At 39.8% G+C, this 25,552-nt stretch carries 24 protein-coding genes and 3 pseudogenes; 10 read left to right on the top strand and 17 right to left on the bottom strand.

Annotated features, from left to right (window positions below; all coding sequences use genetic code 11):
• Nucleotides 1-74: 74 nt before the first annotated feature.
• The 3 genes from GQR89_RS00475 to GQR89_RS00465 are packed head-to-tail and all read right to left on the bottom strand — an operon-like array spanning nucleotide 75 to nucleotide 4,160.
• Nucleotides 75-2,489: a bifunctional diguanylate cyclase/phosphodiesterase gene (locus GQR89_RS00475; RefSeq protein ID WP_158768237.1), complete on the bottom strand. Its 2,415-nt coding sequence runs from the start codon at nucleotides 2,487-2,489 to the stop codon at nucleotides 75-77.
• Nucleotides 2,490-2,524: 35 nt separating this feature from the next.
• Nucleotides 2,525-3,706, bottom strand: a complete 1,182-nt coding sequence (locus GQR89_RS00470) for a TonB-dependent receptor (RefSeq protein WP_158768236.1) — start codon at nucleotides 3,704-3,706, stop codon at nucleotides 2,525-2,527.
• A gap of 1 nt (nucleotide 3,707) precedes the next feature.
• Nucleotides 3,708-4,160 carry a hypothetical protein gene (locus GQR89_RS00465; RefSeq protein ID WP_158768235.1) on the bottom strand — a complete coding sequence of 151 codons (453 nt, stop codon included), beginning with the start codon at nucleotides 4,158-4,160 and terminating at the stop codon, nucleotides 3,708-3,710.
• A gap of 229 nt (nucleotides 4,161-4,389) precedes the next feature.
• Here GQR89_RS00465 and GQR89_RS00460 point away from each other — a divergent pair, with 229 nt between their 5' ends.
• Nucleotides 4,390-5,700, top strand: a complete 1,311-nt coding sequence (locus tag GQR89_RS00460) for a 3-deoxy-D-manno-octulosonic acid transferase (RefSeq protein ID WP_158768234.1) — start codon at nucleotides 4,390-4,392, stop codon at nucleotides 5,698-5,700.
• A 16-nt stretch (nucleotides 5,701-5,716) separates the two neighbouring features.
• On the opposite strand, the gene GQR89_RS00455 is transcribed toward GQR89_RS00460, so the two are convergent.
• Nucleotides 5,717-6,793: a glycosyltransferase family 4 protein gene (locus GQR89_RS00455; protein WP_158768233.1), complete on the bottom strand. Its 1,077-nt coding sequence runs from the start codon at nucleotides 6,791-6,793 to the stop codon at nucleotides 5,717-5,719.
• A 129-nt stretch (nucleotides 6,794-6,922) separates the two neighbouring features.
• Between GQR89_RS00455 and GQR89_RS00450 the strand changes: the two genes are divergently transcribed.
• The 4 genes from GQR89_RS00450 to GQR89_RS00435 all read left to right on the top strand — a co-directional run bounded on the left by GQR89_RS00450 (nucleotide 6,923) and on the right by GQR89_RS00435 (nucleotide 10,888).
• Nucleotides 6,923-7,642 carry a 3-deoxy-D-manno-octulosonic acid kinase gene (locus tag GQR89_RS00450; RefSeq protein ID WP_158768232.1) on the top strand — a complete coding sequence of 240 codons (720 nt, stop codon included), beginning with the start codon at nucleotides 6,923-6,925 and terminating at the stop codon, nucleotides 7,640-7,642.
• 126 nt (nucleotides 7,643-7,768) lie between these two features.
• Nucleotides 7,769-9,172: a capsule assembly Wzi family protein gene (locus tag GQR89_RS00445; protein ID WP_158768231.1), complete on the top strand. Its 1,404-nt coding sequence runs from the start codon at nucleotides 7,769-7,771 to the stop codon at nucleotides 9,170-9,172.
• A gap of 84 nt (nucleotides 9,173-9,256) precedes the next feature.
• Nucleotides 9,257-9,739: a pantetheine-phosphate adenylyltransferase gene (gene coaD, locus GQR89_RS00440; RefSeq protein ID WP_158768230.1), complete on the top strand. Its 483-nt coding sequence runs from the start codon at nucleotides 9,257-9,259 to the stop codon at nucleotides 9,737-9,739.
• 102 nt (nucleotides 9,740-9,841) lie between these two features.
• On the top strand, nucleotides 9,842-10,888 hold the full coding sequence (locus GQR89_RS00435; RefSeq protein ID WP_158768229.1) for a UDP-N-acetylglucosamine 2-epimerase: 1,047 nt from the start codon (nucleotides 9,842-9,844) through the stop codon (nucleotides 10,886-10,888).
• A gap of 58 nt (nucleotides 10,889-10,946) precedes the next feature.
• On the opposite strand, the gene mutM is transcribed toward GQR89_RS00435, so the two are convergent.
• From mutM to GQR89_RS00405, 6 genes and pseudogenes are all read right to left on the bottom strand, one after another.
• Complete coding sequence (gene mutM, locus GQR89_RS00430) at nucleotides 10,947-11,759, bottom strand: bifunctional DNA-formamidopyrimidine glycosylase/DNA-(apurinic or apyrimidinic site) lyase (protein ID WP_158768228.1); 813 nt, start codon at nucleotides 11,757-11,759, stop codon at nucleotides 10,947-10,949.
• Nucleotides 11,752-12,234: a hypothetical protein gene (locus tag GQR89_RS00425; protein WP_158768227.1), complete on the bottom strand. Its 483-nt coding sequence runs from the start codon at nucleotides 12,232-12,234 to the stop codon at nucleotides 11,752-11,754. Before GQR89_RS00425 ends, mutM begins: the two co-directional genes overlap by 8 nt.
• 150 nt (nucleotides 12,235-12,384) lie before the next feature.
• A complete protein-coding gene (gene rpmG, locus GQR89_RS00420; protein ID WP_006993456.1) occupies nucleotides 12,385-12,540 on the bottom strand; it encodes a 50S ribosomal protein L33 in 156 nt (51 codons plus the stop codon).
• 12 nt (nucleotides 12,541-12,552) lie between these two features.
• A complete protein-coding gene (rpmB, locus tag GQR89_RS00415) occupies nucleotides 12,553-12,789 on the bottom strand; it encodes a 50S ribosomal protein L28 (RefSeq protein ID WP_007107352.1) in 237 nt (78 codons plus the stop codon).
• A gap of 139 nt (nucleotides 12,790-12,928) precedes the next feature.
• Complete coding sequence (locus GQR89_RS00410) at nucleotides 12,929-13,741, bottom strand: glycosyltransferase family 2 protein (RefSeq protein ID WP_158768226.1); 813 nt, start codon at nucleotides 13,739-13,741, stop codon at nucleotides 12,929-12,931.
• 133 nt (nucleotides 13,742-13,874) lie between these two features.
• Nucleotides 13,875-14,135, bottom strand: a pseudogene (locus GQR89_RS00405) (JAB domain-containing protein); the annotation flags it as partial.
• 350 nt (nucleotides 14,136-14,485) lie between these two features.
• Here GQR89_RS00405 and GQR89_RS00400 point away from each other — a divergent pair.
• The 4 genes and pseudogenes from GQR89_RS00400 (at nucleotide 14,486) to GQR89_RS00380 (ending at nucleotide 20,539) form a co-directional block, all read left to right on the top strand.
• Entirely contained in the window at nucleotides 14,486-17,725 is a 3,240-nt protein-coding gene (locus GQR89_RS00400; RefSeq protein WP_158768225.1) for a hypothetical protein, read from the top strand.
• A 3-nt stretch (nucleotides 17,726-17,728) separates the two neighbouring features.
• A complete protein-coding gene (locus GQR89_RS00395) occupies nucleotides 17,729-18,169 on the top strand; it encodes a hypothetical protein (protein ID WP_158768224.1) in 441 nt (146 codons plus the stop codon).
• Entirely contained in the window at nucleotides 18,166-19,350 is a 1,185-nt protein-coding gene (locus GQR89_RS00390; RefSeq protein WP_158768223.1) for a hypothetical protein, read from the top strand. Before GQR89_RS00395 ends, GQR89_RS00390 begins: the two co-directional genes overlap by 4 nt.
• Nucleotides 19,351-19,416: 66 nt before the next feature.
• A pseudogene (locus tag GQR89_RS00380) lies at nucleotides 19,417-20,539 on the top strand (IS3 family transposase).
• Between the two features lie 83 nt (nucleotides 20,540-20,622).
• On the opposite strand, the gene GQR89_RS00375 reads toward GQR89_RS00380, so the two are convergent.
• Both GQR89_RS00375 and GQR89_RS00370 read right to left on the bottom strand, forming a co-directional pair.
• Nucleotides 20,623-21,396, bottom strand: a complete 774-nt coding sequence (locus tag GQR89_RS00375; protein ID WP_158768221.1) for an HNH endonuclease family protein — start codon at nucleotides 21,394-21,396, stop codon at nucleotides 20,623-20,625.
• Nucleotides 21,397-21,816: 420 nt separating this feature from the next.
• Entirely contained in the window at nucleotides 21,817-22,215 is a 399-nt protein-coding gene (locus GQR89_RS00370; RefSeq protein ID WP_158768220.1) for a DUF4113 domain-containing protein, read from the bottom strand.
• 6 nt (nucleotides 22,216-22,221) lie between these two features.
• Here GQR89_RS00370 and GQR89_RS00365 point away from each other — a divergent pair.
• Nucleotides 22,222-22,848, top strand: a pseudogene (locus GQR89_RS00365) (transposase); the annotation flags it as partial.
• 22 nt (nucleotides 22,849-22,870) lie between these two features.
• Here GQR89_RS00365 and GQR89_RS00360 read toward each other — a convergent pair.
• From GQR89_RS00360 to GQR89_RS00340, 5 genes are all read right to left on the bottom strand, one after another.
• The gene (locus GQR89_RS00360; protein ID WP_158768219.1) at nucleotides 22,871-23,362 is read right to left on the bottom strand and encodes a hypothetical protein; all 492 of its coding nucleotides are present in this window, start codon (nucleotides 23,360-23,362) and stop codon (nucleotides 22,871-22,873) included.
• Nucleotides 23,363-23,507: 145 nt separating this feature from the next.
• Nucleotides 23,508-23,678 (bottom strand): hypothetical protein, encoded by a 171-nt coding sequence (locus GQR89_RS21250; RefSeq protein ID WP_199271354.1) that lies wholly within the window; start codon nucleotides 23,676-23,678, stop codon nucleotides 23,508-23,510.
• Nucleotides 23,679-23,925: 247 nt separating this feature from the next.
• Nucleotides 23,926-24,339: a hypothetical protein gene (locus tag GQR89_RS00350; RefSeq protein WP_158768217.1), complete on the bottom strand. Its 414-nt coding sequence runs from the start codon at nucleotides 24,337-24,339 to the stop codon at nucleotides 23,926-23,928.
• A gap of 102 nt (nucleotides 24,340-24,441) precedes the next feature.
• Nucleotides 24,442-24,702 carry a hypothetical protein gene (locus GQR89_RS00345; protein WP_158768216.1) on the bottom strand — a complete coding sequence of 87 codons (261 nt, stop codon included), beginning with the start codon at nucleotides 24,700-24,702 and terminating at the stop codon, nucleotides 24,442-24,444.
• Nucleotides 24,703-24,912: 210 nt separating this feature from the next.
• A complete protein-coding gene (locus tag GQR89_RS00340; RefSeq protein WP_158768215.1) occupies nucleotides 24,913-25,317 on the bottom strand; it encodes a LexA family transcriptional regulator in 405 nt (134 codons plus the stop codon).
• Nucleotides 25,318-25,552: the final 235 nt, after the last annotated feature.

Raw genomic sequence — 25,552 nt, 5'->3', positions numbered from 1 at the left:
ATGCGAATAATTGGTGCAATTGGTATGCTCAATGAACAAAGGGAACGTCATAGATTTTTTACAACAACTGAAAACTAAAACTGCAGGTCGAGCTTATTCCACACACCGTCGTCGAGTTTCGTAGGCAATGCTTGATAGAGATCATCTTCAAATATAGGCTTAGAAATATAATAGCCTTGGGCCACATCACAACGCATTTCTTTAAGCATATTGAGTTGCTCAGCGGTTTCGACACCTTCAGCAACCACTTTCATACCTAACTTACGCACCATAGCCACTGTGGACTTCACGATCTGTTTATCAGCACTATTACCACTCATACCGGCAATAAAGCTACGATCAATTTTGATGATATCCACCGGTAACTGCGACAAATATGCTAGTGATGAGTATCCAGTACCGAAATCATCAATGGAAAAACTAAAACCTAATTCTTTTAATTCGTGCATTTTACGCAGCGTTTGCTCTATGTCTGCCACAACTGTGCGCTCAGTTAGCTCTAACTCAACCTGTTCTGCCCCTTGTTCGCTCTGCGCTAATTGCTCGCGCATAAAGTTAATTAGGTTGGGATCTAAAAACTGACTTGCCGATAGATTAACCGCAACGCGATAACCACGAAATCCAAGGCTTTCAAGATGCGCCAATATCGTAAAAGCACGTTTTATGCCCCAATAACCAAGGGTTATCATGCTCTCCGAGTTTTCCATGATAGGTATAAATTCGTCAGGCATAATATAGCCATTTTTCGGATGCAGCCAACGAACAAGCGCTTCAAAACCAATTAACTTACCCGTACTGATTTCTATTTGTGCTTGAAGGGCAAACTTGAACTGTCCATCTAATAAGGCATCTCTTACGTCGTGCTCAATCTCAATACGGCGCATAACTTTCGTGCTCATACCTTCGTTAAACATACTATAGCGATCGCCACCAGCATCTTTCGCAGCATACATCGCTATGTCCGCTTGACGCACTAAGTCATCTACTGTCAAGTTTTGTCCTTCACAGGTAGTGATCCCTAAACTTATGGAGGTATAAAAACGTTGAGCACCGATTTCAACCGGTTCACGAAATTTAATGACCAACTTCTCAGCAAGCGTGATGGCGTTACTGACGTCATCCATTTCCTGAAGCACAATAACAAACTCATCCCCACCAAAGCGGCTAATAACATCAGATTCTCGCAAACTGCTTCGCAAGCGTTGTGCTGCAACCATCAAGAATTCGTCACCTACACCATGCCCATAACTATCATTAATTTTTCTAAAGTTATCAAAATCTAGCAATATAACGACTAATGGTTTAGGTGTGCGCGCTAAAGCCGCTATTTTTTTGCGCAGTATAAAGTTCAACATATTACGATTAGGTAACCCTGTGAGCCGGTCATACATGGCGATATTTTCCAGCTCTCTGGTGTTTTGCTCAATCTTGCCGTCCATGGACTCCAATTGTTCTCCGAGCAGATTCGTTGAACGCTGAACTTCATCGATTTCATCCAGAAACATTAGGCTATGCTTGAATTTCATGTCATTGAATTCGTCATACTTCTTTTGTGCTAACAGTGGCAGACGTTTTGCTAGAATCAACAAACGCCTGCGTAAGCGCTCAGCCATCAAAAAAAATGTCAGCGCACATAAGGCTACAACAATAGCCGAGATGGTAATGACACCAAGCTGATAACTGTCGTGCCTTGCCCACTCTTCACTAATGTCATGTACTGCAAGTAGATAAGCCGTATCGGCAACATCGTTATCAACAGGTAATAAATTTATTAAGTAGGCTTGTTCGTTCATAACCAGCCGGTATCCCTTGTCTAGCACCATATCGAGGGTGATATCTTGAGGAATAAGCTTAAGTAAAGCATCGAGGTTCTGACGTTTTATGTAAGAAATAGGGGCTTGTATCTGTGCATCACGAAGTGGCGCCCCCTTTATTCCCGATGGCGTGACAACCAATGCAAGCTCAGCCGATGTGGAGCGATTCAATGCCGCCATCATTTCCAGTAAAGACGCACTGGCGGTTAACACCAATAAATCGCCATTCGCTGATAAAATCGGCATGCTAATCAACTGAAAACAGGACTGTACACAACGAATTTGTGACACGGAAGACTGGTTTTTTAGCGTTTGTGCTACACCATCTTTTACATAATCAGGTATGTATTGATGATTTGCATAAATCACCCGCTGTTCGCTATCAAATAACCATAGATTGTTAATCTGCCAATTTAGCTGCAGATAATCAAACTCTTCGCTAATAAAGTCTCTCGTTGCATCTGGATTATCAGTTATCCCTTGTTGCAAATGAATAAATGACTCAAACCAGAGCTCCAAGCGATTGCTTAGCATTTCTCTGATTAAATGCATTTGATTTAAATCTCTGTCGTGTAAAGCTTGATGCTGACGGAGGTAATCTTGATCGTTTTTATCAATCCAAACGATAGTCAATAAACTGCTGGCGATCAGTAAAAAACCGATCAACAGGCTCATGATTTTCCATGGAAGGCTGATAAAAATTTGCATGCTTAAAACCAATAAATAATTTGCAGCGCCCATATATCCCAATACTGGGAATCATTGGTCACAGTATCAGGAATAAAAACCGGCGCTAAACGAGCGCGCCCATCAATTTTGTGATATTCGGCCCGAACTCGCCAATTTGTTGAAAAATCCCATGACGCACCAAGTGTTAACTGATCTCGATAGGCAAAATAATTCGGAATAGTACCGCCGCTGTTCTGCTGATATTTGATTCCATTTCGGTCATCCCTATTGGCATCAAACGTATCGAACCTTACCAATAACGTCACATCAGGGTGAATAAAATATCGCCCCTGAATATACAAGCCTTCGGATATCCCATTTTCGTCTCTACCTTCAGGAAATAAACCTTTGAATTTGCTTTCTTCATGCATCGCTTCCGCATTGATATCCCAATATTCAGCGCTATAGGAAAGACTCAACATGATCCTGCTTAAACGAGCACTCCCATCGGTGAAAACATCATTATCACTCGAATGGTAACTAAATTTAGTTTTTAGCAGACTCATGCCCAATGATAAGCCACTGCTAAGAGGGCTAAAAGACACGCTAAACTGCGTATCAAAATCATGTTCAAGATCACCAGTAGCCAGTTTAGACATTAAATTTTCAGTTTGCTCATCCTTAACACGTGAGCTGCCGTGGCTCAATCGTACGTCCCATTCGCCAAGTGAATTCAAGTGTTGCGCAGTTAAGGAAAGACCATCGCTGCCTAAAGACACATCGCGAAATGCATCAAAATATGACGACTGAGGCAAAACAATAGAGGGCATGGTGTGTGGTACATCGCGTGTTGCGGAATATAACCAATGGTAATTTTTATAACGTCCTAGATGCGCGTTAATATTCCAACTGTTGGAGTTAAGCAGCTGATAATCTAGAAATAAATAGTCTATTCGCAATCCTTCACCAAACCGATTACCACCATTGATATAGATACCCTGAGCTGACACTCTTAGCTTTTGATTAATACGATAAGATGCATTAAGCCCCACTTCAGTTAAGCGTAACGATACATCACCGCTGTCATTAATATAATTGCTGTCGCTGGACTGGATAATGCCTTGCGCACCAAAGCCGTGCCATACAACGTCACCAGCCGAACTCACACTAGGGTGAGTAAGCGAGAAAATGAGAAACGAAAAAAGTATGCTTGATTTGATCACCTTACCCCTCCTTGAGAATACGTACAGCGTGTGTGCTTGGCGGTAATGTGTTCGATAGAATATAACCAATGGCGCCTGGTTGTTGACTAATCATCTCGATCATTTCTTGGCTATCACTCACCAAAATAGGTTTTTCTCCCAAACCAGAATAAGCTAATTTATTCCACGTACGCTCAAGTTGGTAAGGGAACATACCCAGAACGTTTTTACAAAAAAATTGATGGGCAGGATCTTGTTTATTTAGCACATACACTTTTATTGCAGAGCCATCCTCCCAGGTAGTTTGGCGCATTGAAAAAATCCAGCGCACGCGGCTTTCAGTCAATGAGGTTACATTGACACTACTATTGGCAATCACCTGTAATTTTGGTTGTTCAGCGTAGGTAGTATTGGCGCAAAACAACATCAATAAAGCGAGTGCGAATCGAAACCCTATGTGATGGATATTTTGCAAAAATGACTCCTAATCCAATACCGTTTCCGTGCGATAAAAAGCAACAGGGAGTATAACTCCTTTGATTCTTAGTAAGTTATAAGGTGAGTATTACTTGTTATGGTGATTTATTACAGGAAATTTTTTATCCTATTTAAAAGATTTAACAGATAACTATTGCTCACAAGCTTAGTCTAAAACTATTAGAATACTGTTAAAATGCCAATTGAACCTATTTGCTGGCGATATAATGAACATCACCTTATCCTCAAAACGAAAAGAGCGCTTCAGTCTATGGGGTTATACTCTAGTGCTGTGGATTTTGTTACCTTTTTTGTTTTTGCATTTTTGTTACCAATTTTTGACTAAAAAATTAGCCAATTCAAAAACTCGCATTCAACGCTTTGGATTCAATTTGAGCACAGCAGTACCCGGCGGCTTGTTGATCCATTGTGTCTCGGTGGGAGAAGTAGTCGCCGCAGCCAACGTCATCAGCGCAATTCGCAAAACACACCCAAACATCCCTATAACATTGACCACTACGACTGTTACTGGCGCCAAACAAGCTAACGATTTATTCAAAGATACTATTACCCACTGTTATTTGCCGATCGATACTGGCTGGATGATGCGCCGCCTCCTCAAGCGCGCCGCCCCATCTCAGGTCATCATCACAGAAGTAGAGCTTTGGCCCAATATGATTCACCAATGTTGGCGCCGAGATATTCCTGTATCGGTGATTAATGCACGCATGACAGATCGCTCAGCGCGTACCTATGGAAAAATATCAGCACTCTTTGTGCCTATGCTGCATAAATTGAGTAAAATCTGCGCCCAAGGCGAGCGAGATTTTAGTAATTATCAAATGTTAGGTGCGCCAACCAATACCTTGGTGCTGACCAATAATATTAAATTTGAGCAGCCTGCTCGGCCTGAGGCCCATCATCAAGCGGAAGATTTCGCCAATGCTTTTGGTATTTCCAAGCGCCCCATCATTGTTGCGGGCAGTACTCATGCTCCTGAAGAAAAAGTGCTACTCGTCGCCCACCAGCGAGTACTCGACCAACACCCCAATGTATTGCTAGTGATTGTACCCCGCCATCCACAGCGCTTTAATGATGTGTATCAGATTTGCCAAGCAAGTGGGCTGAACTGTATACGCTCGTCTGATGGCAGCCAGAATGGGGGGGATCCTGACAAAGCACAGGTATTGCTAGTCGATGAAATGGGCAAACTACAAGCCTTATATGCCTTAGCCATTATCGCTTTCGTGGGTGGCAGTATCGCCGATCGGGGTGGGCATAATGCATTAGAGCCTGCCGCCTATGAAGTCCCCATTTTAATGGGCCCCCATCGCTACAATAATCCTGCGATATGTCAGGTTTTAGCGGAAAAAGGCGCACTGTTCGAGGTCAATAATGCTGAGCAAATTTATCAGCTGGTAACGGCGTGGCTAACCGATGAAAGTGCACGTAAACATGCGGGACAAGCAGGAAAACGTGTATTACAAGAAAACAGTGGCGCGGTTAACGCCACATTAAAAGCCTTAGGATTTTCCTAAGCCAATACGCATATTGTTATTGCAAACTTTTGAATAAATCGACCAAGGCTTTTGCTTCACGCTCAACGGTATAATGCTCTAATACTCTAGCACGGCCAGCTAGACCTTTTTCATGTAACACTTTGGGGTCTGATAGTAGAGAATCCATTTTTGCCGTGACTGCCGGCAAGTCATTAACAGGCACTACATGGCCATCTATGTCTTCACGAATTATTTCTTCCCAAGCCCCCGCCTGAGTCGCCAAGACCGCTGCACTGCAACTCATCGCTTCAAGTACCGTTAGCCCAAAACCTTCATTATCACTTAACGCAGATACCATGGACAAGGCGCTAAAAATAGGTGGTATGCGTGCAAACGGTAATTCTCCAGTAAATACAATACGCTCACTCAAACCTGCTTTAGCAATTTTAGCTTTAAGCTCATCGACAAACTCTTGGTGACTGGATGATATCGCCCCCACTACCACAGCAGTGTAATCTGGGTATTTAGGCAATACTTCGATGCAGGCATCCACGAATAAGTGCACGCCCTTTTGCTTTCGCACTCGCCCTAAAATACCAATGCCGTATTTGCCCCCGTAACCTAATGCTTGCCAAGCCTGCTCTTTGTTGTCAGCAGGAGCGAAATTTTCAATTTGAATGCCATGAGGAATAATGGCATTTGGCGGCTCAGCTAAATACTTGGCAGATGCTTTACTTATCGCCACAACAGCGTCCATTTTTCGGGTCAGCCATAACGTAGAGCCAGAACGAAATCGCTGGGCAGCGGAGCTAAACACCATTTTAATTTTTGCGCCAAAGATATATTTGAGCACAACCGCTTGGATCATCTCATCCACTCGTCGCGCATGAAAAATCCGATACTTACCATTTTTCAATGGCTTACGGCACATTTTTGCCACTTGCCAAAATGTCATTGCCTGAGTTTCATCAGGCAAATAGTGTGTTCCCATAACCCGCAAGTTCATCAACTTTCGCTGATAAGACATAACCTGCAACATCGTTGAGGTCACACCAGAGAAATTGGAATTTGAGTTTCCTAAAATCAGCTCGACTTCTTCATTTCTCGAGACGTTTGCTTCACCGTGATCCATAGTTATTACATACTCACTAATTTATGATTGATTGTTGACAGCCATCGCTTGCCACCTTGCGCAGAAACTCGCATTCATACACGGTACAGGTATACACTAAGCCAAATTTTGCAACGCACCTTGTGTTTCATGCCCAACATTCAGCAAATAACCAAAGACAGCAGCACCATTATATTTGATGCTGAAATATTCGCAGCCCCTGATTTAACTATTTTTGATAGTCAATATTGGCGGTCTCAGCAGCAACTTACCGGCAGCGCCACTGGGCGTGGCACGACCTATTTTTTCGAACACGCTGACAACGAATATGTATTGCGACATTATCGCCGCGGGGGGCTCATTGGTAAACTGATCGATGACCAATACCTGTTTCGTGGAATTTCGCGTACCCGCCCATGGCGTGAGTTCAAATTACTAGGCGATATGTTCAACCTTGGCCTACCCGTACCTGAACCAGTGGCAGCCCTAGTTACGCGTCAAGGTTTGACGTATCGCGGCGATATTATTATCAAGCGAATTGCCAATAGTAAAGACGTATTTAGCCGGCTGTGTGAAGGTCCTCTACCCGATAAGATATGGCATGCTATCGGTGCCTGCATTCGCCAGTTCCACGATCATAACGTGTATCACCATGACCTGAATATTCATAATGTCATGCTCGATGAAAATAATAAGGTCTGGTTAATTGATTTTGACAAGTGTGCCATTCACGCCAGCAATAACTGGAAGCAAGCAAATGTAAAACGTCTGCTACGGTCATTACATAAAGAACAAAATAAACAGCCAACGTTTTATTTCAATGAACAAGACTGGCAAACGTTGATGGCAAGTTATGGTATTACCCCTTAACTAAAAAACATTCAGCCAAGCGCTCTGATTCATATGGTGAATACCCAATACAAAGCACAATACAATTTAAGAGCGAATTGTTACACTCGATTTTTTGTTACTTGTTCTTTTGGAATAAAATAATACATGGTTCGTTATTGGATACTCGGCTGTTTACTTGTGGCCTCACATGGATGGGCAAAAGGCTTATCACCTTATTTGCCATTACAAATTTCCCCTGAAGTTGAATCTCAAATCGAAAAGGTTATGGCGTTAACGCCAGGTCCCCCCTTGACCAGACCGTACAAAGCAATTGACGTGATGCGTCGCAATAAGCTTATTCAAACACGGTTTCCTGAGCTTCACCGGTCTGTTGAAGCTTATCTTGCAAGATACAAAGACACGTTTAGTCTGACCCATGTCAGTGCGTCAGTATCAGCAAGTGACGACGCGAGTGCTCCTCTACCCAATCAGCGTGGTATAAAACGTGATTCCAGTTATCAAGTTTCAGCATCAGGCGTAGCCTACATTTCACCCTTTGCTTATGTGGCAGCTGGGGCCGTTTATGCAAACGGCGAAGATATTACGTTCTACAATACTCACGTAGCTTTTGGGTATGAATATGCACAAATTGAGGCAGGCTACCGCGAACATTGGTTTTCTCCGATGCAGAATTCCGCGCTACTAACCAGTACCAATGCGAAACCTAGCATTTCGATAACGGTCAGTAATGCCACCCCTATATCCGACTGGGATATACGCTACGAACTGTTTTATTCAAAACTCGATGACACCATTGGCATTAGTCAACGAGGGGAGCTGTTTAGCGGTAAGCCTAATTTAGCGGGACTGCACTTGAGCGTATCGCCCGTTGAGGCATGGACGATTGGCCTAAGCCGCACAATTAAATTTGCCGGTGCGAATAACAATCTAAGTGTAGGAGATGCCTTGCAGGATTTGTTCAGCTCAACCAGTAAAGACCCATCCTCAGCGTTATCTCCTCAAGCCCTAGCCAGCGATCAAAAAACAGCGATATCCACTAAGATTAATTTACCTTTCGCTTTGCCTGTTTCACTCTACGGTGAGCTTGCCTTCGAACATGCCCCTGAACTTGATGAGCAAGAGCCTAATGACAAAGGCCTTGCTTTCGGGGTGTATTTCCCTATGGTAACCAACAACCTGTCGCTGCGTTATGAATTCACTCGCTTGGACGAACTGTTTTATCAGTCGGACTTTTATACTGCGGGTTATACCAATGAAGACCAATCACTTGGTCACTGGGTTAATGACTTGTTCCTTGGACAAGAACAGGTACAGAAAACCAGCCACTCGCTGAACATGAACTGGAAATTCGCCCAGGATCAAGTGATTGATGTGACATTCACAGCGGCAGATAGCGACACTAATTCTAGCGCCCAACAAGCGTATAAAGAATTAAATTTGCGCTATAGCTTCGCCACACGCTTTGGTTTTTGGGGCGTAGATCTTGATGTAGGTGAAGATCGTCTTGGGGAACAATTTAAACGACTAAGTGCATTTTACCGTTGGTAAGCATGTAACGATGCCACAGTTGCTGTAGAGCCATTAGCTAAATGGAATGCGGCAGAAGCGGCCATATTGATAAGGTATAAAAGTATGCACACAAAAGCTGTTTATCCGGGCACATTTGATCCGATTACAAATGGCCACGCAGATTTAATCGACCGAGCAGCCAACATGTTTGCTCACGTAATAGTAGGGATTGCAGCCAATCCCAGTAAAAAACCTTTGTTCAGTTTACAAGAACGGGTTGCGCTAATTAAAGAAGTCACCGCTCACTTGTCTAATGTTGAAGTCATTGGTTTTGAGGGTTTACTGGCCGATTTCGCGGACAGTCAAGGCGCTACAGTACTTATTCGTGGCTTGCGTGCCGTATCTGATTTTGAATATGAATTTCAGTTGGCTAATATGAACCGTCGTCTAAATCCCAACCTAGAAAGCATTTTCTTAACCCCTGCAGAAGAAAACTCGTTTATCTCTTCCACATTAGTTAAAGAAGTCGCATTGCACCGCGGTAAGGTTGATCAGTTTTGTCACCCAGCGGTACAGGCTGCATTAAAACTCAAGCTGCAAAAATAAATCAAAAGCGGCATTCGTTTACGCCGCATTAGATCACAATCACGTATCCTATGTTGCGCGCCTTATAAAAGCGCGCAACATCCAATGAGCATAAGAGGACCCATGGCTAAACGTTATTTATTTTACATATCAGAAAACTATGCCTTTCAAATACTGCGCCCCATGCAGGATGAAATTCATAAACGTGGCGATACTGTCGCATGGTTTGTAGAAGGGAGTAACATTAACCGAGAATACTTTAAACCCGATGAACAACAGTTAGCTAGCGTGCAGGCCGTTATAGACTACGAACCTTGCGCGGTATTTATTCCAGGCAATATGATTCCGTCGTTTATACCCGGGCTGAAAGTCTGCGTTCGTCACGGCTTTATTGGTTTTAAAACGCGCGTAAAAGACGGATTAAACTATTCTTTTATTATTCGTGATTGTTTTGATTTGTACTGCACTCATGGCCCGTCTATGACAGATACATTTAAACAACTGGAAGCGAAACATCAACACTTTAAAGTAGTCGAAACCGGTTTTTGTAAGATGGATCCATTTTTCAAAAACTCTGCTGCGGCTCATAAAACGGACGATCGTCCAGTAGTATTATTTTCGTCAACGTTTTCCCCTAGAATGTCTCAGGCGGAAGCATTGCTGCCAACGATTAAACGGTTGTCACAAGATAAAAAGTGGCGCTGGTTGGTCACTTTTCATCCCAAAATGGCACAAAGCACAGTAGACGCCTATAAGGCAGCTCAACATGAAAATTTAACCTTTATTGAAACCGATAATGCGATGCCACTAATGCTTGAGGCAGATTTAATGTTAGGAGATAACTCATCCATGTTGGTTGAGTTTTTGATGTTGAATAAACCTGTGGTCACAGTTAAAAACGAGCACCCCAAGCCACACCTAATTAATGTAACCGACCCAACTGAAATTGAAAGCAGCATAGAATATGCGTTAACTCGCCCAGTAGAGTTGATGTCTAAAATAGAAGACTATGCCGCCCAAACACACCCCTACACTGATGGCCTATCGAGCGCACGTATACTCGACGCCACAGAAGACATGCTAGCCAACTCGCCTCACTTAAAGAAAAAGCCGTTTAATGTGATCCGCAGCTTGAAAATGCGTAAAAAGCTCGGTTACTGGAAATGGTAAACCAGTGTTAAGCTGAAATAGATGACGGGCTAAACCAAGCCCATCACTCTGAGATTGCTTATTTTTGGCACTGTTCGCAGAAAAACGTATTCCGTTGACCCAGCGTGACTGATTGTATTTCACTATCGCACACTTCACAGGCCTTACCTTTACGCCCATACACGCGCAAGTGCTGTGCAAAGTAACCTGGGCGACCATCCGCTTGGGTAAAGTCTTTTAACGTCGTACCGCCCTGCTCTATGGCTTTGGTCAATACTTGCTTGATGATGACGCCTAAGGCCAAGTAACTTTTTTTACTGACCTTTTTCGCGGCCTTACGCGGGTCGATCCCCGCAATGAATAATGACTCGTTAGCATAAATATTGCCTACACCAACCACCACTTTGTTATCCATAATGAAGTTTTTCACAGCAACACTCTTACTGCGCGACAGATCATATAAACGCCGACCATCGAATTCGTCTGTGAGGGGCTCAGGCCCGAGGGCCGCTATCATACTCATTTCAGGCTCGTTGGCATTTTGCCATAAGCACGCTCCAAAACGTCTGGCATCGTTAAAGCGCAGGCACACACCGTTAGTTAATACGATATCCACGTGATCGTGCTTGATCACTGGCGTATCAATATTCACCACCCTCAGCTTGCCCGACATGCCTAAATGTAAAATGATGCTACCTATAGTTGTATCAATAAATAGATATTTAGCTCGGCGACGTACATTTTTAATGATAAGCCCTTCGGCTAAATGCACTTCTTCGGGCACTAGCCAACGTAACTGTCTGTGTCGCACAACGACCTGCTTTATTTGCTGACCGATCAAATGTGGGCTGATACCTAAACGGCTAACTTCGACTTCTGGTAACTCAGGCATGGGGTATATCCATCAAAAAAAGTTGCGGCCACGTCATGTTAGTGACTTTATATAATTGCGTGCCTAGCACAGGGTATTGTACGAACATGTCGCCAGCCATTTGGAAAAACAAATACCTGCGCGGCGCGCTTTGTCCAGCTAGCCAAACATTAACTACCTTGGCACCTGTCAGCGAATCGTGCTCAATGGGCTCAAGCTTAGCGCTCTGCCAATGACTTATCGCTTCACTTAGCACCTGATTATCAATCCCTTGCTCAGCCGGCAACAAACGCCAACCACGTCCTACTCGCTCAAGGGTGGTCGACCCCATGTCAATACTAGTAATCACTTCGCCACTAGGTATTAAATCCTCTAAGACCTTATCACTGGGGCGACTATCTGAAAAAATATTCCCCGTTAAGTTGAACATAATAATGAGCAACAGCATTGAAATAATAAGCACATTATTCCAGCCACGGGAGGTAAGTCTAATCATAATTTTGCTAGCGAAGGTAAAAGATTCATCTGGGGATTATGGCACGTTGAATACGTGAAAAAACAATCTATTTGGTGAGTTTAGCAAGATTAACATAACGCAAAAAACCCGACATAAGCCGGGTTTTTCGGGAGACAAAACAAGTATTAATTACTTAATTTTGGCTTCTTTAAACAAAACGTGCTGACGTACTTTAGGATCAAACTTTTTGATCTCCATTTTGCCAGGCATGTTACGTTTGTTTTTATCTGTGGTGTAGTAAAAACCGGTACCAGCAGAAGACACTAACTTGATTTTATCACGCATAATCTGTGTTCCTTAAATTTTTACGCCATTGGCACGGATATCAGTTAATACTGAATCAATACCTTTTTTATCAATAATACGCATACCTTTAGCGGTTAAACGTAATTTCACGAAACGGTTTTCGCTTTCAACCCAAAAACGGTGGGTTTGTAGATTTGGCAAAAAACGACGACGAGTCGAGTTTTTAGCGTGTGAACGGTTGTTACCTACCGCTGGACGCTTGCCTGTCACTATACATACTTTGGACATCGTATTTGTCTCCAAACAATTCTAAAAATATTTAGCTCTGACAAGCATGTAAATACACGTGCCAGCTTTAGCTATCAACAAGAGGGCGCATTTTATACAGCAAACAGCTAATTAATTCAACGATTAACTGATAAAAAGCCTAGTCTTTTATTATACCAAAAGCAGTACGGGTTAATTCCTGCGTTTTTGTCTCGGCTCGAATGGCTTTATTTCTGGCTAACATCTCAGGGGTAACGTAGCTGTGATCATGCTCTAAATGCAGACAAACTGCGGAGTAGCGCACTTGGATTCCCCGTACCCCAAAATTAATTAGTCGTTCGCCAAGCTCTCTGTCTTGACCACCGTATTGCATTCTCTCATCAAAACCATTCACCGCAAAGATATCTTCACGCCAGCCGGATGCATTATGGCCATTCCAGCTAGATTTTGCCGGAGTAACAGAATTCATGATGGCGCGTTTCCATTGTAACGTCGTCAATTTGCTTAATTTACGACTCCTTTTTACCCCGTTCTCAATCAACCAGTTGCGATCAAAAGCTTGGCCGTTTTGAATATGCTGTTGATTAATCAAAATACTGGTTGGCATCGGTAATTTACAATAACCTCCGGATAAAAACCGGCCTGGCTGCGCACGCGATTTATGTACTTGTACAAAGTCTTGCCGTGGAATGCAGTCGCCATCGGTGAACAAGACATAATCGCAGGTGCTTGCCAACAATGCTTTGTTCATTATGCGTGACTTTTGAAAGCCCTGGTCCTCCTGCCACACATGGGTTATCACCAAGTCAGACTGCTGCATAAAACGTTCAATACAGGCCTTGGTATCAGGCGTTGAGCCGTCATCGGCAATGATAAGTTCGAAATGTTTATCACTTTGATAATGGAAGCCCCACAACACTTTCTCTAGCCAAAGAGGGGAATTATAAGTCGTAAAAATAACGGATATTTTCATGATGCTCAGCCAAAAATAGGGTACGACTTCATATCTAATCGCAAGCAGTTGACAGCGACATGAACAAAGCATGACATTTTTGTGGCTCTGGCGATTTCAACTCAGAAAATTGTCGGCTAAATAAGTGATTTATTTAAATAAGTCCGCGTTCAGCAAACGACACTGCTACACCATCTCCCACAACTAAGTGGTCGAGCACCTTGATGTCCAGTAAATTCATGGCACTGATGATACGCCCAGTAATCTGCTCATCCGCTTGGCTTGGCTCAGCGATACCTGACGGATGGTTATGCGTTAATATAACCGCTGCTGCGTTGTCCTCTAACGCCTGTTTAACCAGCACCCGAGGATAAACCGAAGCGCTATCGATAGTCCCGAAAATAGTAGTCTTAAAAACATACTATTTAAGAATAAACTTATATAATTCAATTCCTTATATGTATTATCTGTACTATTTAACGCTTACTAAAGAATGAGTCACGGGATTTGCATTGTTTATTTTATTTCGCTCAATTGGAACGCATATGTGTGGGAATTTAACCTACTCATCTAACTTTATTCCAGTCACACCATGCATCCTCATGAAGGCACACCCAGATTCTGTTCCATACGGTAGAGTAATGTACAGAAATAAAATAAATAGATTTGTTGCTAAGTATCTAGATACTTTACAATAAAAAAAGGCTTCTGAATGTGGGATATATTGTCCATAAAAGCAAAAAATACGGATATAAAAGAGATTAAATGAGTAAAACTGCGAAAAAAAGAAATAAAAAAATTAATTCAAAGAGGGCATTAATATCCGAATCTTATAGGGATTTAAGAAGGGTAAAGAATGAGGATGTTTTTTTAATTTCGTTAAAAAAATTGATTAAAAACCCTTTCACTAGACCTAATTTTTTACCAAATAAAAAAAATTTCCAAGATAATCTAGTTGATGAAAAAATGTATTGTCGTGGAGAAAGTCTTAATAATGATTTAATCTGGACTGTCGAAGTAATAACGTATCTAGCAGAAAGCTTGAGTTCTTATATTTCTGTTAGAGAACAAGTTGAAGAGAAAATTCTAAACGGTGACTATTCAGGAGCCTTAATATTAGTTGAAGAAATAAAAGAGCGTTTTGGATTTTCATATTGGTACTTAGAGAATAAGTTCTCCTTATTAAGTCGCCTTGGAAGAGAAGAAGAATTATATGTTTATCTCCGTGAAATTAAGAAGAGTTTTACTGAATATTCAGGAAGAGACGCTTCATTACTGATGGAGAAGTCGCTTGTGAAAAAATCGACATCTCGATTTGAATTTATGATTCAATCAATTTTAGATAATGTTGAAGAAGATAGTATAGACTTTGATGCAATTAGCTTTATATTTAAGTTTGATGTAAACCAAAAATATAATTTTAGCAACTTATTCAGAACCGTAATACATTTAAATATTGTTGATATATATAACAGTTTTATACGAATAACATCTTATTCATTAGTCAATAATTTAAAACTCTCAGATGTTTGTATAGAATATTTAAAAGAAATAAAAAATATTTTAAAAGACCCAAAAGTAGATAATCTTTTACAATACACAAACCATGAATATGACACTTCTTCTGACTATCATGTAATGTGTGAAAACTACATATCAGGTGATTTTGAAAATGTAATAATATCTTTTGAACATATGGAAAAACCTCTAACATTCCGTGTTGTATTTATCGAGCTTTATGTAAAATCTTTAATTTATCTAAATAGAGAGCCAAAGCATTTTTTTGACGGGGTATTTGATGAGTTAATAGATTACGCGTACCAAATCACTTGTTCATTTGATGAGTGTCATAATCAAACACTTGACGATGTAGCTTGTCAATTTACCCAAAGTGATTATCCATACTCGTTGAAGATTCTTAAGTTGAAAATGACTAACAGTAGTAAAGAGTCTGTTGATCGAGAATATCGACTTGTAGATATATTAATAAATTATAACAACCCTTTTAGACCCGAAATTGAATTGACTAATAGCATTTGTTCTGGATATACAGCAAAAAATATTAATAATTTGAGTGATAAGATCCCAAAATTCAGATTTAACAAATGGAAAGGAGATGAGTTGTTTGATGCTTGTGCATATGTTGGTGCACTTGAACTTTATGAACAGATAAATGATGTGCCTAGATATCTGCAACTTGAAATACTTGAGAAAAGAATATTAATTCATTACGAATTAGGGAACGTGAACGACGTTGTTAGTATTATAGTCGATTTATATTTATCTGAAAATCTAACCTTAAAAAGGTTACCACTTTTTGATATTAAAGAAAAAGTACTAAATTCAGAGTCTTTAAATCGAAAATCAATAAACACGCCAATTTTTGCTTATGTTTTGAAATTAATGGGGTTATCTAATAATCAGAAAGTAGCATTGTTGTGTGACGATTTTATTTATCTCAATAAATTAACTACAGCAAAAGATATTACAATTATAGACGATAAGGTAGAGTTCCTATTTCTAAAAGTGATGTCTGTAGAGGTGCTAAATCGGCAGGACTTTAAAGATCGAAATCTAGATGATTTTATTAATCGAGCATTATTACTACATAAAGTTTTAAAACAAAGAGATAATTCCGAATCTCTCAGTAATGAGATAGAATATTTGGTTTCTCAATACTCACGAAAATTATTCAAAAATGAGCTAGGTAGAGGGAAGATAAGCATAAATATCGACGCTATAAAACTCATTATAAAAAATAAATTTAACAATGATTTTTTAGATATTCTTAAAACCGACCTCAATGTTGATAATGAAAACAATGTTGAATTTTCTAGTGCATATCTGAAAATACGGGAGTTTGTACTCAATGTTCGTGATTTATACGCAACACACGAGGCTTATGGGTTGGAGAATAGCTTAAATACAGATATTAGACATAATGGGATAGTGCCCACCTTAAGAGTAGTTTTTGAAGAAAATGAAGTTATTTGCAATAAGAAAAAAGACACATATCTGAATAATTTAAATTATGAAAAAAATTGCAAAAATAGCTTAAATTACCGAGGTTACAATTTATTTCAGAGTAAAATAAAAGAATTTTCGGAGCAAATTGATACTTTATTAAATAGTCTAAAAAGTAAATATTTACACGTTTTCACTAATGATTTAGATGAAAAAGAAAAACTATTTAAATTAACGATAGATCATAATGATGTTTTGGATGTAATGAAATTTGTAAAGTCGACTCAGGACTTAAGTTTGGCCATTGACTATATATTTGAATTGTTAAATAAAAAAACAGCCCAAGCTATGAATGCCGGGGCTGCCGTACTTCAATTAGGTATAAAAAATAAGGTTGACGGATTTATTAGCAGTTTGATTGATGGCCTAAACAAAAGCGCAAAAGTTAATAGTGGATTTATAGAAAACCTAAGACATGCCAAAAATCAATTTTCACATGTTATTTTTGAGGTCTCGGATTGGTTAGACTTTTCTAAAAAGTCTGCTGATGACTTCCCATTGCAAATTCCGATAGACGAAGCTTTAGATTTTGTTAAAAAGACTCACCCTATGATGAATATTACATTAGAATATTCTAATCATGAGAAACCATACAGGAATGATTATAAAGGTGAGTATCTAGCTACATATATTAGAATGTTTTTGATTTTATTTCAAAATGCAGCAAAAAGTAAAACTAAATCTTCAACTTGTAGGTTGAAAGTTGATTACGTCGTTAATAATAATGTTGTATCTATATCTGTAAGCAATGATTATGATTCTATTGATTTAGATTTAATTGATAAAATCAAGTCATCTTTGAATGAAGGTAAGATATTAGAAGGCGCATCGAAAGGTTCGGGAAGTGGTATATTCAAAGTTAAAAAAATGCTGGAGTATGAATTAAAGGTAGACAACAAATTGAATATCCGAGTCGATGAAGTCAACAAGATTTTTAATTTGGTGATTAGCTATGATTCAACTAAAATCCGTGAGGCATAAAGTATGAAGTTTCTTATTATTGAAGATGATGAAGATAAAGCTAACGCTATTAAGGAATATATATCTTCTTTAGAAGATTCTTTGGATGCTTCTTTTGATGTTAAATCTAATTACTTGGAAGGAAAGATAGCGCTTACAAATTCATACGATTTCTTAATTTTAGATATGACTTTACCTCTTGATGATACTTCACTAGATAATAAGGTATCTACTGCAGGAATTGATATTCTAGAAGTAATGAAACATCGAGGAGTATTAAAACCATGTGTTATTCTTACTGGGTATGACACATTTGGAAAACATCAAAATAGAGTTAATCTAGACTCTTTATCGAATAGAATTGAAAAGGAATACGGCGATATAGTTAAAGAAGTGCTTTATTATGAATCGAAAGATGGAGATTGGAGGGAAAAACTAAAATCAGTATTAGAGGAATTAAATTGATAACATTTTTGATTGTAGAGGACTGTCATAATAAACTGTCTGCCATAAAACAAAAACTAAATGGATTAGGCGTTAGTGAATTTAGGATAAAAGAAACTAATAATAAAAATGATGCATTGAACTTTCTGAAAGAAAGTATTTTTGATTTTCTAATATTAGATATAAATATATATGCTAGCGCGGATTGTGTAAGTATAACTAAAAATGCGGGAGTTGATTTATTAATAGCAATTGAAGACTCTATTTTTAGCCCTCGTAAAAAATATAATATTCCTAATACTATATTTGTCATGAGTGAGTATCCTGATGCTATTACTAATAATGGAGAGTCTTTTAATAAATGTAAAGTAATTCCCTGTCAATATAGTTCTGACTCTGAAGATTGGATGTTGGAATTAGATAGGGAGGTCAAGTTAGCTGAGTTAAAACAACAATCAGTTATTGATAGAAAATCTAACGATATTGTCGTTTATTCAGTACATGGAATTCAAACGTTTGGTGGTTGGCAAGGCAAACTAGACAGAGAGTTGAAATCGCATACCGAAACCAAAGTTCTTGAGCATATCCCTTATAAATACCATCACTTTCCAATAATTCATTTTTTGAGAACAGGTAAAAGACTTAACGAAGTTAATAAGTTTTCGAAGGAAATTAAATTATTAGCAAATAGATCACCTGATACTAGGATTTGTTTAGTTGGGCATAGTTTTGGCACATACATCATTGCAGAAAGCCTTAAATCCTTGGATGTCAGGATTAACGTAGAGAGCATAGTACTATCAGGAAGCGTTCTACGTTCAGATTATGACTGGTCAGAAATAATATCAAGGCATAACATCAAGACTATAATTAATGACTGTGCTTCCAATGATCTGGCTTTAGTGGCATCTCACTTTTTTGCTAGAGGTCTGGGAAAGGCTGGTATCGAAGGCTTTTCTCCTCATGGTGGCATAGTTCAAAACCGCTACTTTAATGGAGGTCACTCACAATTTTGCAATAATAAGACATTAAAGGAGTGGTGTTGTTTGATCCATGGTGAAGAAATAAATATTGTGGATGAACGAAAAGACGCTGGGTTATATGATTCGTTTATCAGTTGGTTTACGAAAACTTCTCGACGTTGGATTTATACCATTTTTTTTCTTATATTCATGTCAATATTATGTTTTTTTATCATATGAGCTGTGATCTTCCCCTAACTTTGTAGACACTTTTTACTTAGAAACTGAAGTAAGGTAAAAAGTGTTATGAATAAAAAATATCCCGATGAATTTAACCAAGAAGCCGTTCGCCAAGTGGTTGAAAAAGGCTATTCTGTACCTGACGTTTCTAAACGTTTAGGTATATCAGATAAGTCACTCTATTACTGGGTGAGTAAGGTAAAAGTACCCGCTAGCCAATCGGCAGAGCAAGAAGAAATACGCAAACTTAAAGCTGAAGTTAAGCGCCTGACAGAAGAGCGTAACATCCTAAAGGAGGCCGCCGTGTACTTTGCAAGCGAGTCAAAGAAAGGTACACGTTCATAAAATCCCGACTCCATGTTTATCGTGTCAGTACCATGTGCCGTGTGTTAAACGTTCATCGTAGTGGATTTTACGCCTGGTCGAAGCAACCATTATCAAAAAGTGCACAGGACAATGAGCGCTTGCTTGAACGCATCAAAGAAAGTTATGTGCAAAGTGGGCTGTTTATGGCAGTCCTAGGATCACGCATGATCTTAGGCGACAAGGTGAAAGGTGTGGTGTGAATCGTGTTGCTAAGTTGATGAAGCAGGCCAAGCTCAAAGCTAATATTGGCTATAAGCGACGCTACTTCAAGTCTTCTACACCTCATATTGCAGCAGATAACCATCTACAACAGCAATTTGTTGTGAGCGAGCCTGATACCGCTTGGGTATCAGATATAACGTACATCAAAACCTATGAAGGCTGGCTGTATTTGGCCGTGGTGTTGGACTTGTTCTCACGAAAGGTTATTGGTTGGTCGATGCAACCTACCATGACATGAGATATCGTGATTAAAGCGTTACTGATGGCGATATGGAGACGACCTGCGGTATCAGAGGTGATAGTACACAGTGATCAGGGCAGTCAATATGCCAGCGGTGACTATCTAGACTTTTTAAGTGTTCATAATCTGATACCCAGCATGAGCCGCCGAGGCCATTGTTTAGATAATGCGGTTGGAGAAAGTTTTTTTCACTCACTTAAAACGGAGCGAGTGAAACGAAAAGTGTACGTGAACCGAAGTGAAGCCAAAGCGGATTTGTTCGATTACATTGAGGTGTTTTACAATCGAACTCGACTGCATAGCCACCTTGGACATGTGCCCCCAGATGAATATGAAAATACATATTCACAGGCAAGTTAAGTGTCTACGAAACCGGGGGAAGTTCAGTTGTTACTTATCGCACTATATTATCAAGCGACTGTACGTCTCGCTGGAGATAAATATTAATCTCTTTGCTTACAAGCCTTTACCATTCTGTTGACGATACGCTGCTCGAATGGGATAAACGCTAATGCATACTTAGTCATTACGTGGTTAAAACGCCCTATATATTCACATCGGTATGGGAGATTAGGTGGGAGCCACTCATCAAGTCCTTTAGCCCCTTTTTGACGGTTTAAAGACGCCTGAACGAGTATGAGGTTTTCGACATCATTGGCAAATAATGCTTTGTGCTGTCTACTCCATTTATCTCCACCATGACCATGGGCAAATTTTAGCGGGACGATGTGGTCGAGATCTAACTCTTTGGACACACTATAAGTGTCACCTGAGTATGGGTCATACCACTGCCCTAACAGCACATTGCACAGCTTCTCCGATTTAAAAGAGACAGGTTTTGTTGATGTCTGAATGAGCAATTCATGTCTCGTATTCTGACAGTCTTTATCGCTGTCTAACCAGTGCGGCCAATCGCTTCTATCATAAAGCTCTACAAAGCTTCTGTTTTCTTCGATTGCTTCCTTAGTCGCCTTATCTATAGAGTTAGTTTTTGATTTTGGTAAACGACCTCCCCTGTTTATACATGCGGCAACAGTATCGAACGCCACGAATTTTTTCGTGCGATGATAAGATGAACTCGTTTTATCATGGCATATTCCAGAAGATGACTGTTTAACCATCGGAGAGGTTTGCGCTGAAATGTCAGCCTGACCACATGCGTTCAGGCTCAAAAGTACCGCTAGAACTGAACTGGTCAAAATAGTTTTCGTTTTCATTTTATTCTCAAAAAAAGCTTCATTTATAACGCTGTAGAATTCCCTCTCAGCGGCAATCTACCATTATCTCAGGCCTAGCTAAGAATAGGTAACTCATTTCCTGATATTCATTCCAATCTATGGTAGAAAAGCCAGTGACTGAGAACGTTACTCATCCGTTCGGGTTTGTTCATCTCGCTTCCGTTTTCTAAACACATTGTATATTTCGTGGGAATTGACCAATATAGGCAAGAAGAAAACATACTTGTAGCTGACTTCATATATTAGGAGTATGTCATGTACGAAGAGCTTATTTTTCTCATCCCTTTGGCAATACTAGTTATCGGTACAGCATTGGTTATACGCTATCCGAAGAAATCAGAGCGTGGCGACCGTCGCTAAGACCGCCCCACTATGTTGTTCTTAATTTATTTTATCTAACTAACAAATAATCTTGGGTATGTCGCTCCACTTGGTAGTGTATTGGGGCGAGAGGAACGCTCGTCGCATAGCAAACTTTTGCTCGAAGCCTTTTGCGGCTATTTGAACGGTCGAACGACCATACCTGGCATTAATATTATCCATACACGCCATAAGCTTGGTATTGTCATTCGATTGGCTGAATAGGTCGTATTGAAACAACCCTTCGTCATGTAAATCCATCAAACCGACACCGTATTTGTAATAGCGGACCCCTGACTTATAGAGTTGCCCTATGGCTATTTCAATCACTTTAACGATGTTGCAAATATCGTTGGTGGGCACCGTAAATCGATGAAAGTGTGAGCGCCGAAAATAGCCTTCAACGTCATGATGTGAGCTAGTAGCGAACAGCGTCATACTTCCGGTGAGACTCTTCTGCCTAAGTTATCTCAACTAAAAGCAGATACCATGCAGGCTATGAGTCATTTAGTTGCAAGACGAAATCAATTTCTCGTCATGCAAACGATGGAAAAAAACCGTCTTTAGATTATTCCAAAAGAACTCGCTATGACCATCAAAACTATTCTCACCGTTTTTAAAAACCAGATAACCAAAATTGAGAATAAAATCGTCGCGCTCATAGAATCGTGCCCTGATTATCAAGCGAAGAATTGCATCTTACAAAGCATGAAAGTAATAGGAAAAATAGCCTCCGCTTCCATCATCAGTAACCTGCCAGAGTTAGGTTATATGACCAACAAACAAGCCTCTACATTAGTCGGCGTGGCACCCATGAATCGGGAAAGTGGACGCTATAAAGGACTGCGGAAAATTCAAGGAGGCAGGCATCAAGTCAGAACCGTTTTATACATGGCGATGATGTCAGCGATACAAAGTAACCCCGTATTCAAGGAAACATATCAACGATTAGTCGCTGCGGGTAAGCCTAAGAAAGTCGCGATTATTGCCTGCATTAGAAAGATGGTCGTCATATAAAATTCAATGCTGAGAGATGGGGTCATGTGGGAAGCGCCAAAGGCTCCAAATTAGCTATTGACGCCATAGTCTTTTCTTATGCATTTCTAACCATTTCCTCCATAGCTTTTAATGTTCTCTCTTCAGAGATAAGGTCTGTTTCCATTCGAATGGTTAGGCGCTCCACATAAGCCAAAGCGGAATTTGATAATTCTATAGGCTTGCCTATGTTTGGATCGCTGAGCCATTTCTCTACTCTAGGTTGGTCTTTTTCTTGGTATTTCAGAGCATCAAGGCAAAGTATTAATCTCTCTTTCTCTTTTGGGTATTTTTCTTCCAAGCTTGGATAAGTCGAAAGTAGCTTATGTTTTTGCACTACTGCAAAAATTAATTTTTTCGTTACTGACAACTTTTTTTCCTCAGCAATCATCATGTTTTTTCTTCTCATAGCGGCTTTTTCGAGGTCGCTTTTTGCAGCATTTTGATTTGCTAATTTATTTGCTTTGTAAGAATTGAAGCCAGCATATAGTGAAACAATTAAAGCTAAAAAAGCGATTACCTCAGAAAGGTATTTTAGTAAAATCTCCAATGCTTAAATTTTCCTTTCATGCATAACGCCTTGCTCATTTGCGCAGCGGTTGTGGTGTATTTTTGTGCAACAATGAGCGTAGCGAGTGCACAAAAAGAACGTAGGCCGTTGCGTCAAATCGAGCAATTTGTTAGGTGATTCTGCTCTAGACATACAAACTAAGCATGAGTGCCAACCAAGTAAGAACAAATAAAATTAAACTCGTTTCTTCCACTTCGTTGTTAATATGTAGAAATAACAACGTAAAGAAGAAAGCTAGCGGAGTATTCACTATTACTGAATATTCAGCAGGTATGTCACGTTCGCTAAACCCCATGATAACTCGTCCAATTAACCCAAAGACTGACACGAGAAAGAAGGCCCGTATCATCCACAATCTCAAATTGTGATCAGATTCTATTGGACGAACCCTCTTCAACTGAAAGACGTCTTTAAGAATTACAATTATCTCTCGATCAATCTTGTTCATAAGGATACGACCGAACCATAGCTTCACCTAACACCCAAATAATGAGCAAATATCAGTTGGTTAAAATAAGCGACGCAGGAGCAAAAACCAACTGCTATTTGTCCTGATTAATTTGCTTGTTGGGTGCGATTATCGCGTTTTGTACCTTTTTAAAAAATATGAATACAACTATAAAGGCACCAGAAAATATATAAGTGTATATTGGAGATAAGCTATAAAAATAAGCCCCAAAGCCAATTAAATAGCTTAACAAGGAAATAAGTAGAACAAAATGGTGAATTGACGTTGCTTTATCATTGCTTGTATTACTAAGAACTATCATTTCTTTAAGTATGGATAGAGAACCAAATGAAAATGTTAGTGAAACTATAAATGCAATTAGAGAAACCATTTTAGCGTATACGTTTACCTCGCTGAGGCTTGGTATAAAAATCAATAAAGCAAGTGACGTAGCTGCAACCCCAGCACTTAACCAAGTGAAAAATTCTATACGTGGACTCGAAATCAATTTAGCACCTAACGCCCTGTTTAATAGGCAATAAAATTGTTGGCTAAAATTAGCGACGAAGGAGCAAAAGCCAACTGTTTTTTGTCCATGTTTGACAGCTTGTTAGACAATACTTTTATCTAACCCATCAAGATATTGAATATGAAATACTTTATATGATTTAGTATTACTATCAAAATATAATTTAATTCTCTCCGCACCTACTGAATTACTTTTAGAATCAGTACTTAGGAAGTCAATAGCGGTTTCATAGGCTTTTATAAAGTATTTTTCATTAAACGATTCTGCCTCAGATTCAGGAGAAGAGCGATCAGGAGTAAAATACAATTGAATTAAGTTAGAGCCATATTCGATATGCTGCACTAGGTCGACGGGGATTATTAAAGGAGTCCTATACGTGAATGGTTTTATTTCTGTTGTTTTTATTTCTGTTGTTTTGATCTCGTATTTGATTGTCATTTATTGATAGTTAATTCATTTATCTTGTAGGTACAATAAAGAATATTCTCACCATGTAAAATGTGTATAGTTAGAAAGTGGCACACATACTTCTGGCATCACACAGGGCGAACATCAGAGCTGCTTCTTAAAGGGTCGATGTAAGCGAATGGAGCGCGTCACCACGCCCTCTATCTGAAAGTCGTCACCTTCTTGCAAAAAGTACGGTGGAAATCGTTTACTGGAAGACAGCAAACAGCGCTGCACTTTATCAATTTTTTTACACACGAATACGCCGTTAAGGTTAGCCACCACCACGTCTTGGTCTTTAATTTCTTGCGCGCGGTCTACAATCAATAAGTCACCCGAGAAAATACCATCGCCTTTCATGGACTCCCCCTGGGCAAATCCGATATAGGTTGCAGAGGGATGGTCAATCAGTAGCTGGTCTAAATCTAGGCTAAGCTGTGTGTATTCTGCCGCAGGTGACTCAAAACCGACGATACCCGCAGAAGCTTTAATAGGAATAAATTTCAACATATACTGTTATTATATACAGTATCATTCTATTTAAAATTAACTTCGTTATACTTTTTTAGGTGAAATATGTGTGGAAGACTAAACATAACGGATGATGAGTTTGTAAGAGGGCAGTGTATCTCATTAGGTATTAACTTAAATCGTACACCTATCATCCCCAATCGATTTGTAAGGGCAGCTAGCGAGATGCAAAACTCTCCAATAAACTTGAAAGATATGCTATTTCGAAAGCGTT

The organism is Paraglaciecola sp. L1A13, from assembly GCF_009796745.1.
Classification (GTDB): Bacteria; Pseudomonadota; Gammaproteobacteria; order Enterobacterales; family Alteromonadaceae; genus Paraglaciecola.
This window is presented reverse-complemented; position numbering and strand designations above follow the sequence as displayed.

Bases quoted from the DNA above. Each gene is read 5' to 3' on its own strand.
- GQR89_RS00475 (WP_158768237.1), bottom strand. From the start codon at position 2,489: ATGAGCCTGTTGATCGGTTTTTTACTGATCGCCAGCAGTTTATTGACT.
- GQR89_RS00460 (WP_158768234.1), top strand. From the start codon at position 4,390: ATGAACATCACCTTATCCTCAAAACGAAAAGAGCGCTTCAGTCTATGG.
- GQR89_RS00455 (WP_158768233.1), bottom strand. From the start codon at position 6,793: ATGGATCACGGTGAAGCAAACGTCTCGAGAAATGAAGAAGTCGAGCTG.
- GQR89_RS00450 (WP_158768232.1), top strand. From the start codon at position 6,923: ATGCCCAACATTCAGCAAATAACCAAAGACAGCAGCACCATTATATTT.
- GQR89_RS00445 (WP_158768231.1), top strand. From the start codon at position 7,769: ATGGTTCGTTATTGGATACTCGGCTGTTTACTTGTGGCCTCACATGGA.
- coaD (WP_158768230.1), top strand. From the start codon at position 9,257: ATGCACACAAAAGCTGTTTATCCGGGCACATTTGATCCGATTACAAAT.
- GQR89_RS00435 (WP_158768229.1), top strand. From the start codon at position 9,842: ATGGCTAAACGTTATTTATTTTACATATCAGAAAACTATGCCTTTCAA.
- mutM (WP_158768228.1), bottom strand. From the start codon at position 11,759: ATGCCTGAGTTACCAGAAGTCGAAGTTAGCCGTTTAGGTATCAGCCCA.
- GQR89_RS00425 (WP_158768227.1), bottom strand. From the start codon at position 12,234: ATGATTAGACTTACCTCCCGTGGCTGGAATAATGTGCTTATTATTTCA.
- rpmG (WP_006993456.1), bottom strand. From the start codon at position 12,540: ATGCGTGATAAAATCAAGTTAGTGTCTTCTGCTGGTACCGGTTTTTAC.
- rpmB (WP_007107352.1), bottom strand. From the start codon at position 12,789: ATGTCCAAAGTATGTATAGTGACAGGCAAGCGTCCAGCGGTAGGTAAC.
- GQR89_RS00410 (WP_158768226.1), bottom strand. From the start codon at position 13,741: ATGAAAATATCCGTTATTTTTACGACTTATAATTCCCCTCTTTGGCTA.
- GQR89_RS00400 (WP_158768225.1), top strand. From the start codon at position 14,486: ATGAGTAAAACTGCGAAAAAAAGAAATAAAAAAATTAATTCAAAGAGG.
- GQR89_RS00395 (WP_158768224.1), top strand. From the start codon at position 17,729: ATGAAGTTTCTTATTATTGAAGATGATGAAGATAAAGCTAACGCTATT.
- GQR89_RS00375 (WP_158768221.1), bottom strand. From the start codon at position 21,396: ATGAAAACGAAAACTATTTTGACCAGTTCAGTTCTAGCGGTACTTTTG.
- GQR89_RS00370 (WP_158768220.1), bottom strand. From the start codon at position 22,215: ATGACGCTGTTCGCTACTAGCTCACATCATGACGTTGAAGGCTATTTT.
- GQR89_RS21250 (WP_199271354.1), bottom strand. From the start codon at position 23,678: ATGGGGTTTAGCGAACGTGACATACCTGCTGAATATTCAGTAATAGTG.
- GQR89_RS00340 (WP_158768215.1), bottom strand. From the start codon at position 25,317: ATGTTGAAATTTATTCCTATTAAAGCTTCTGCGGGTATCGTCGGTTTT.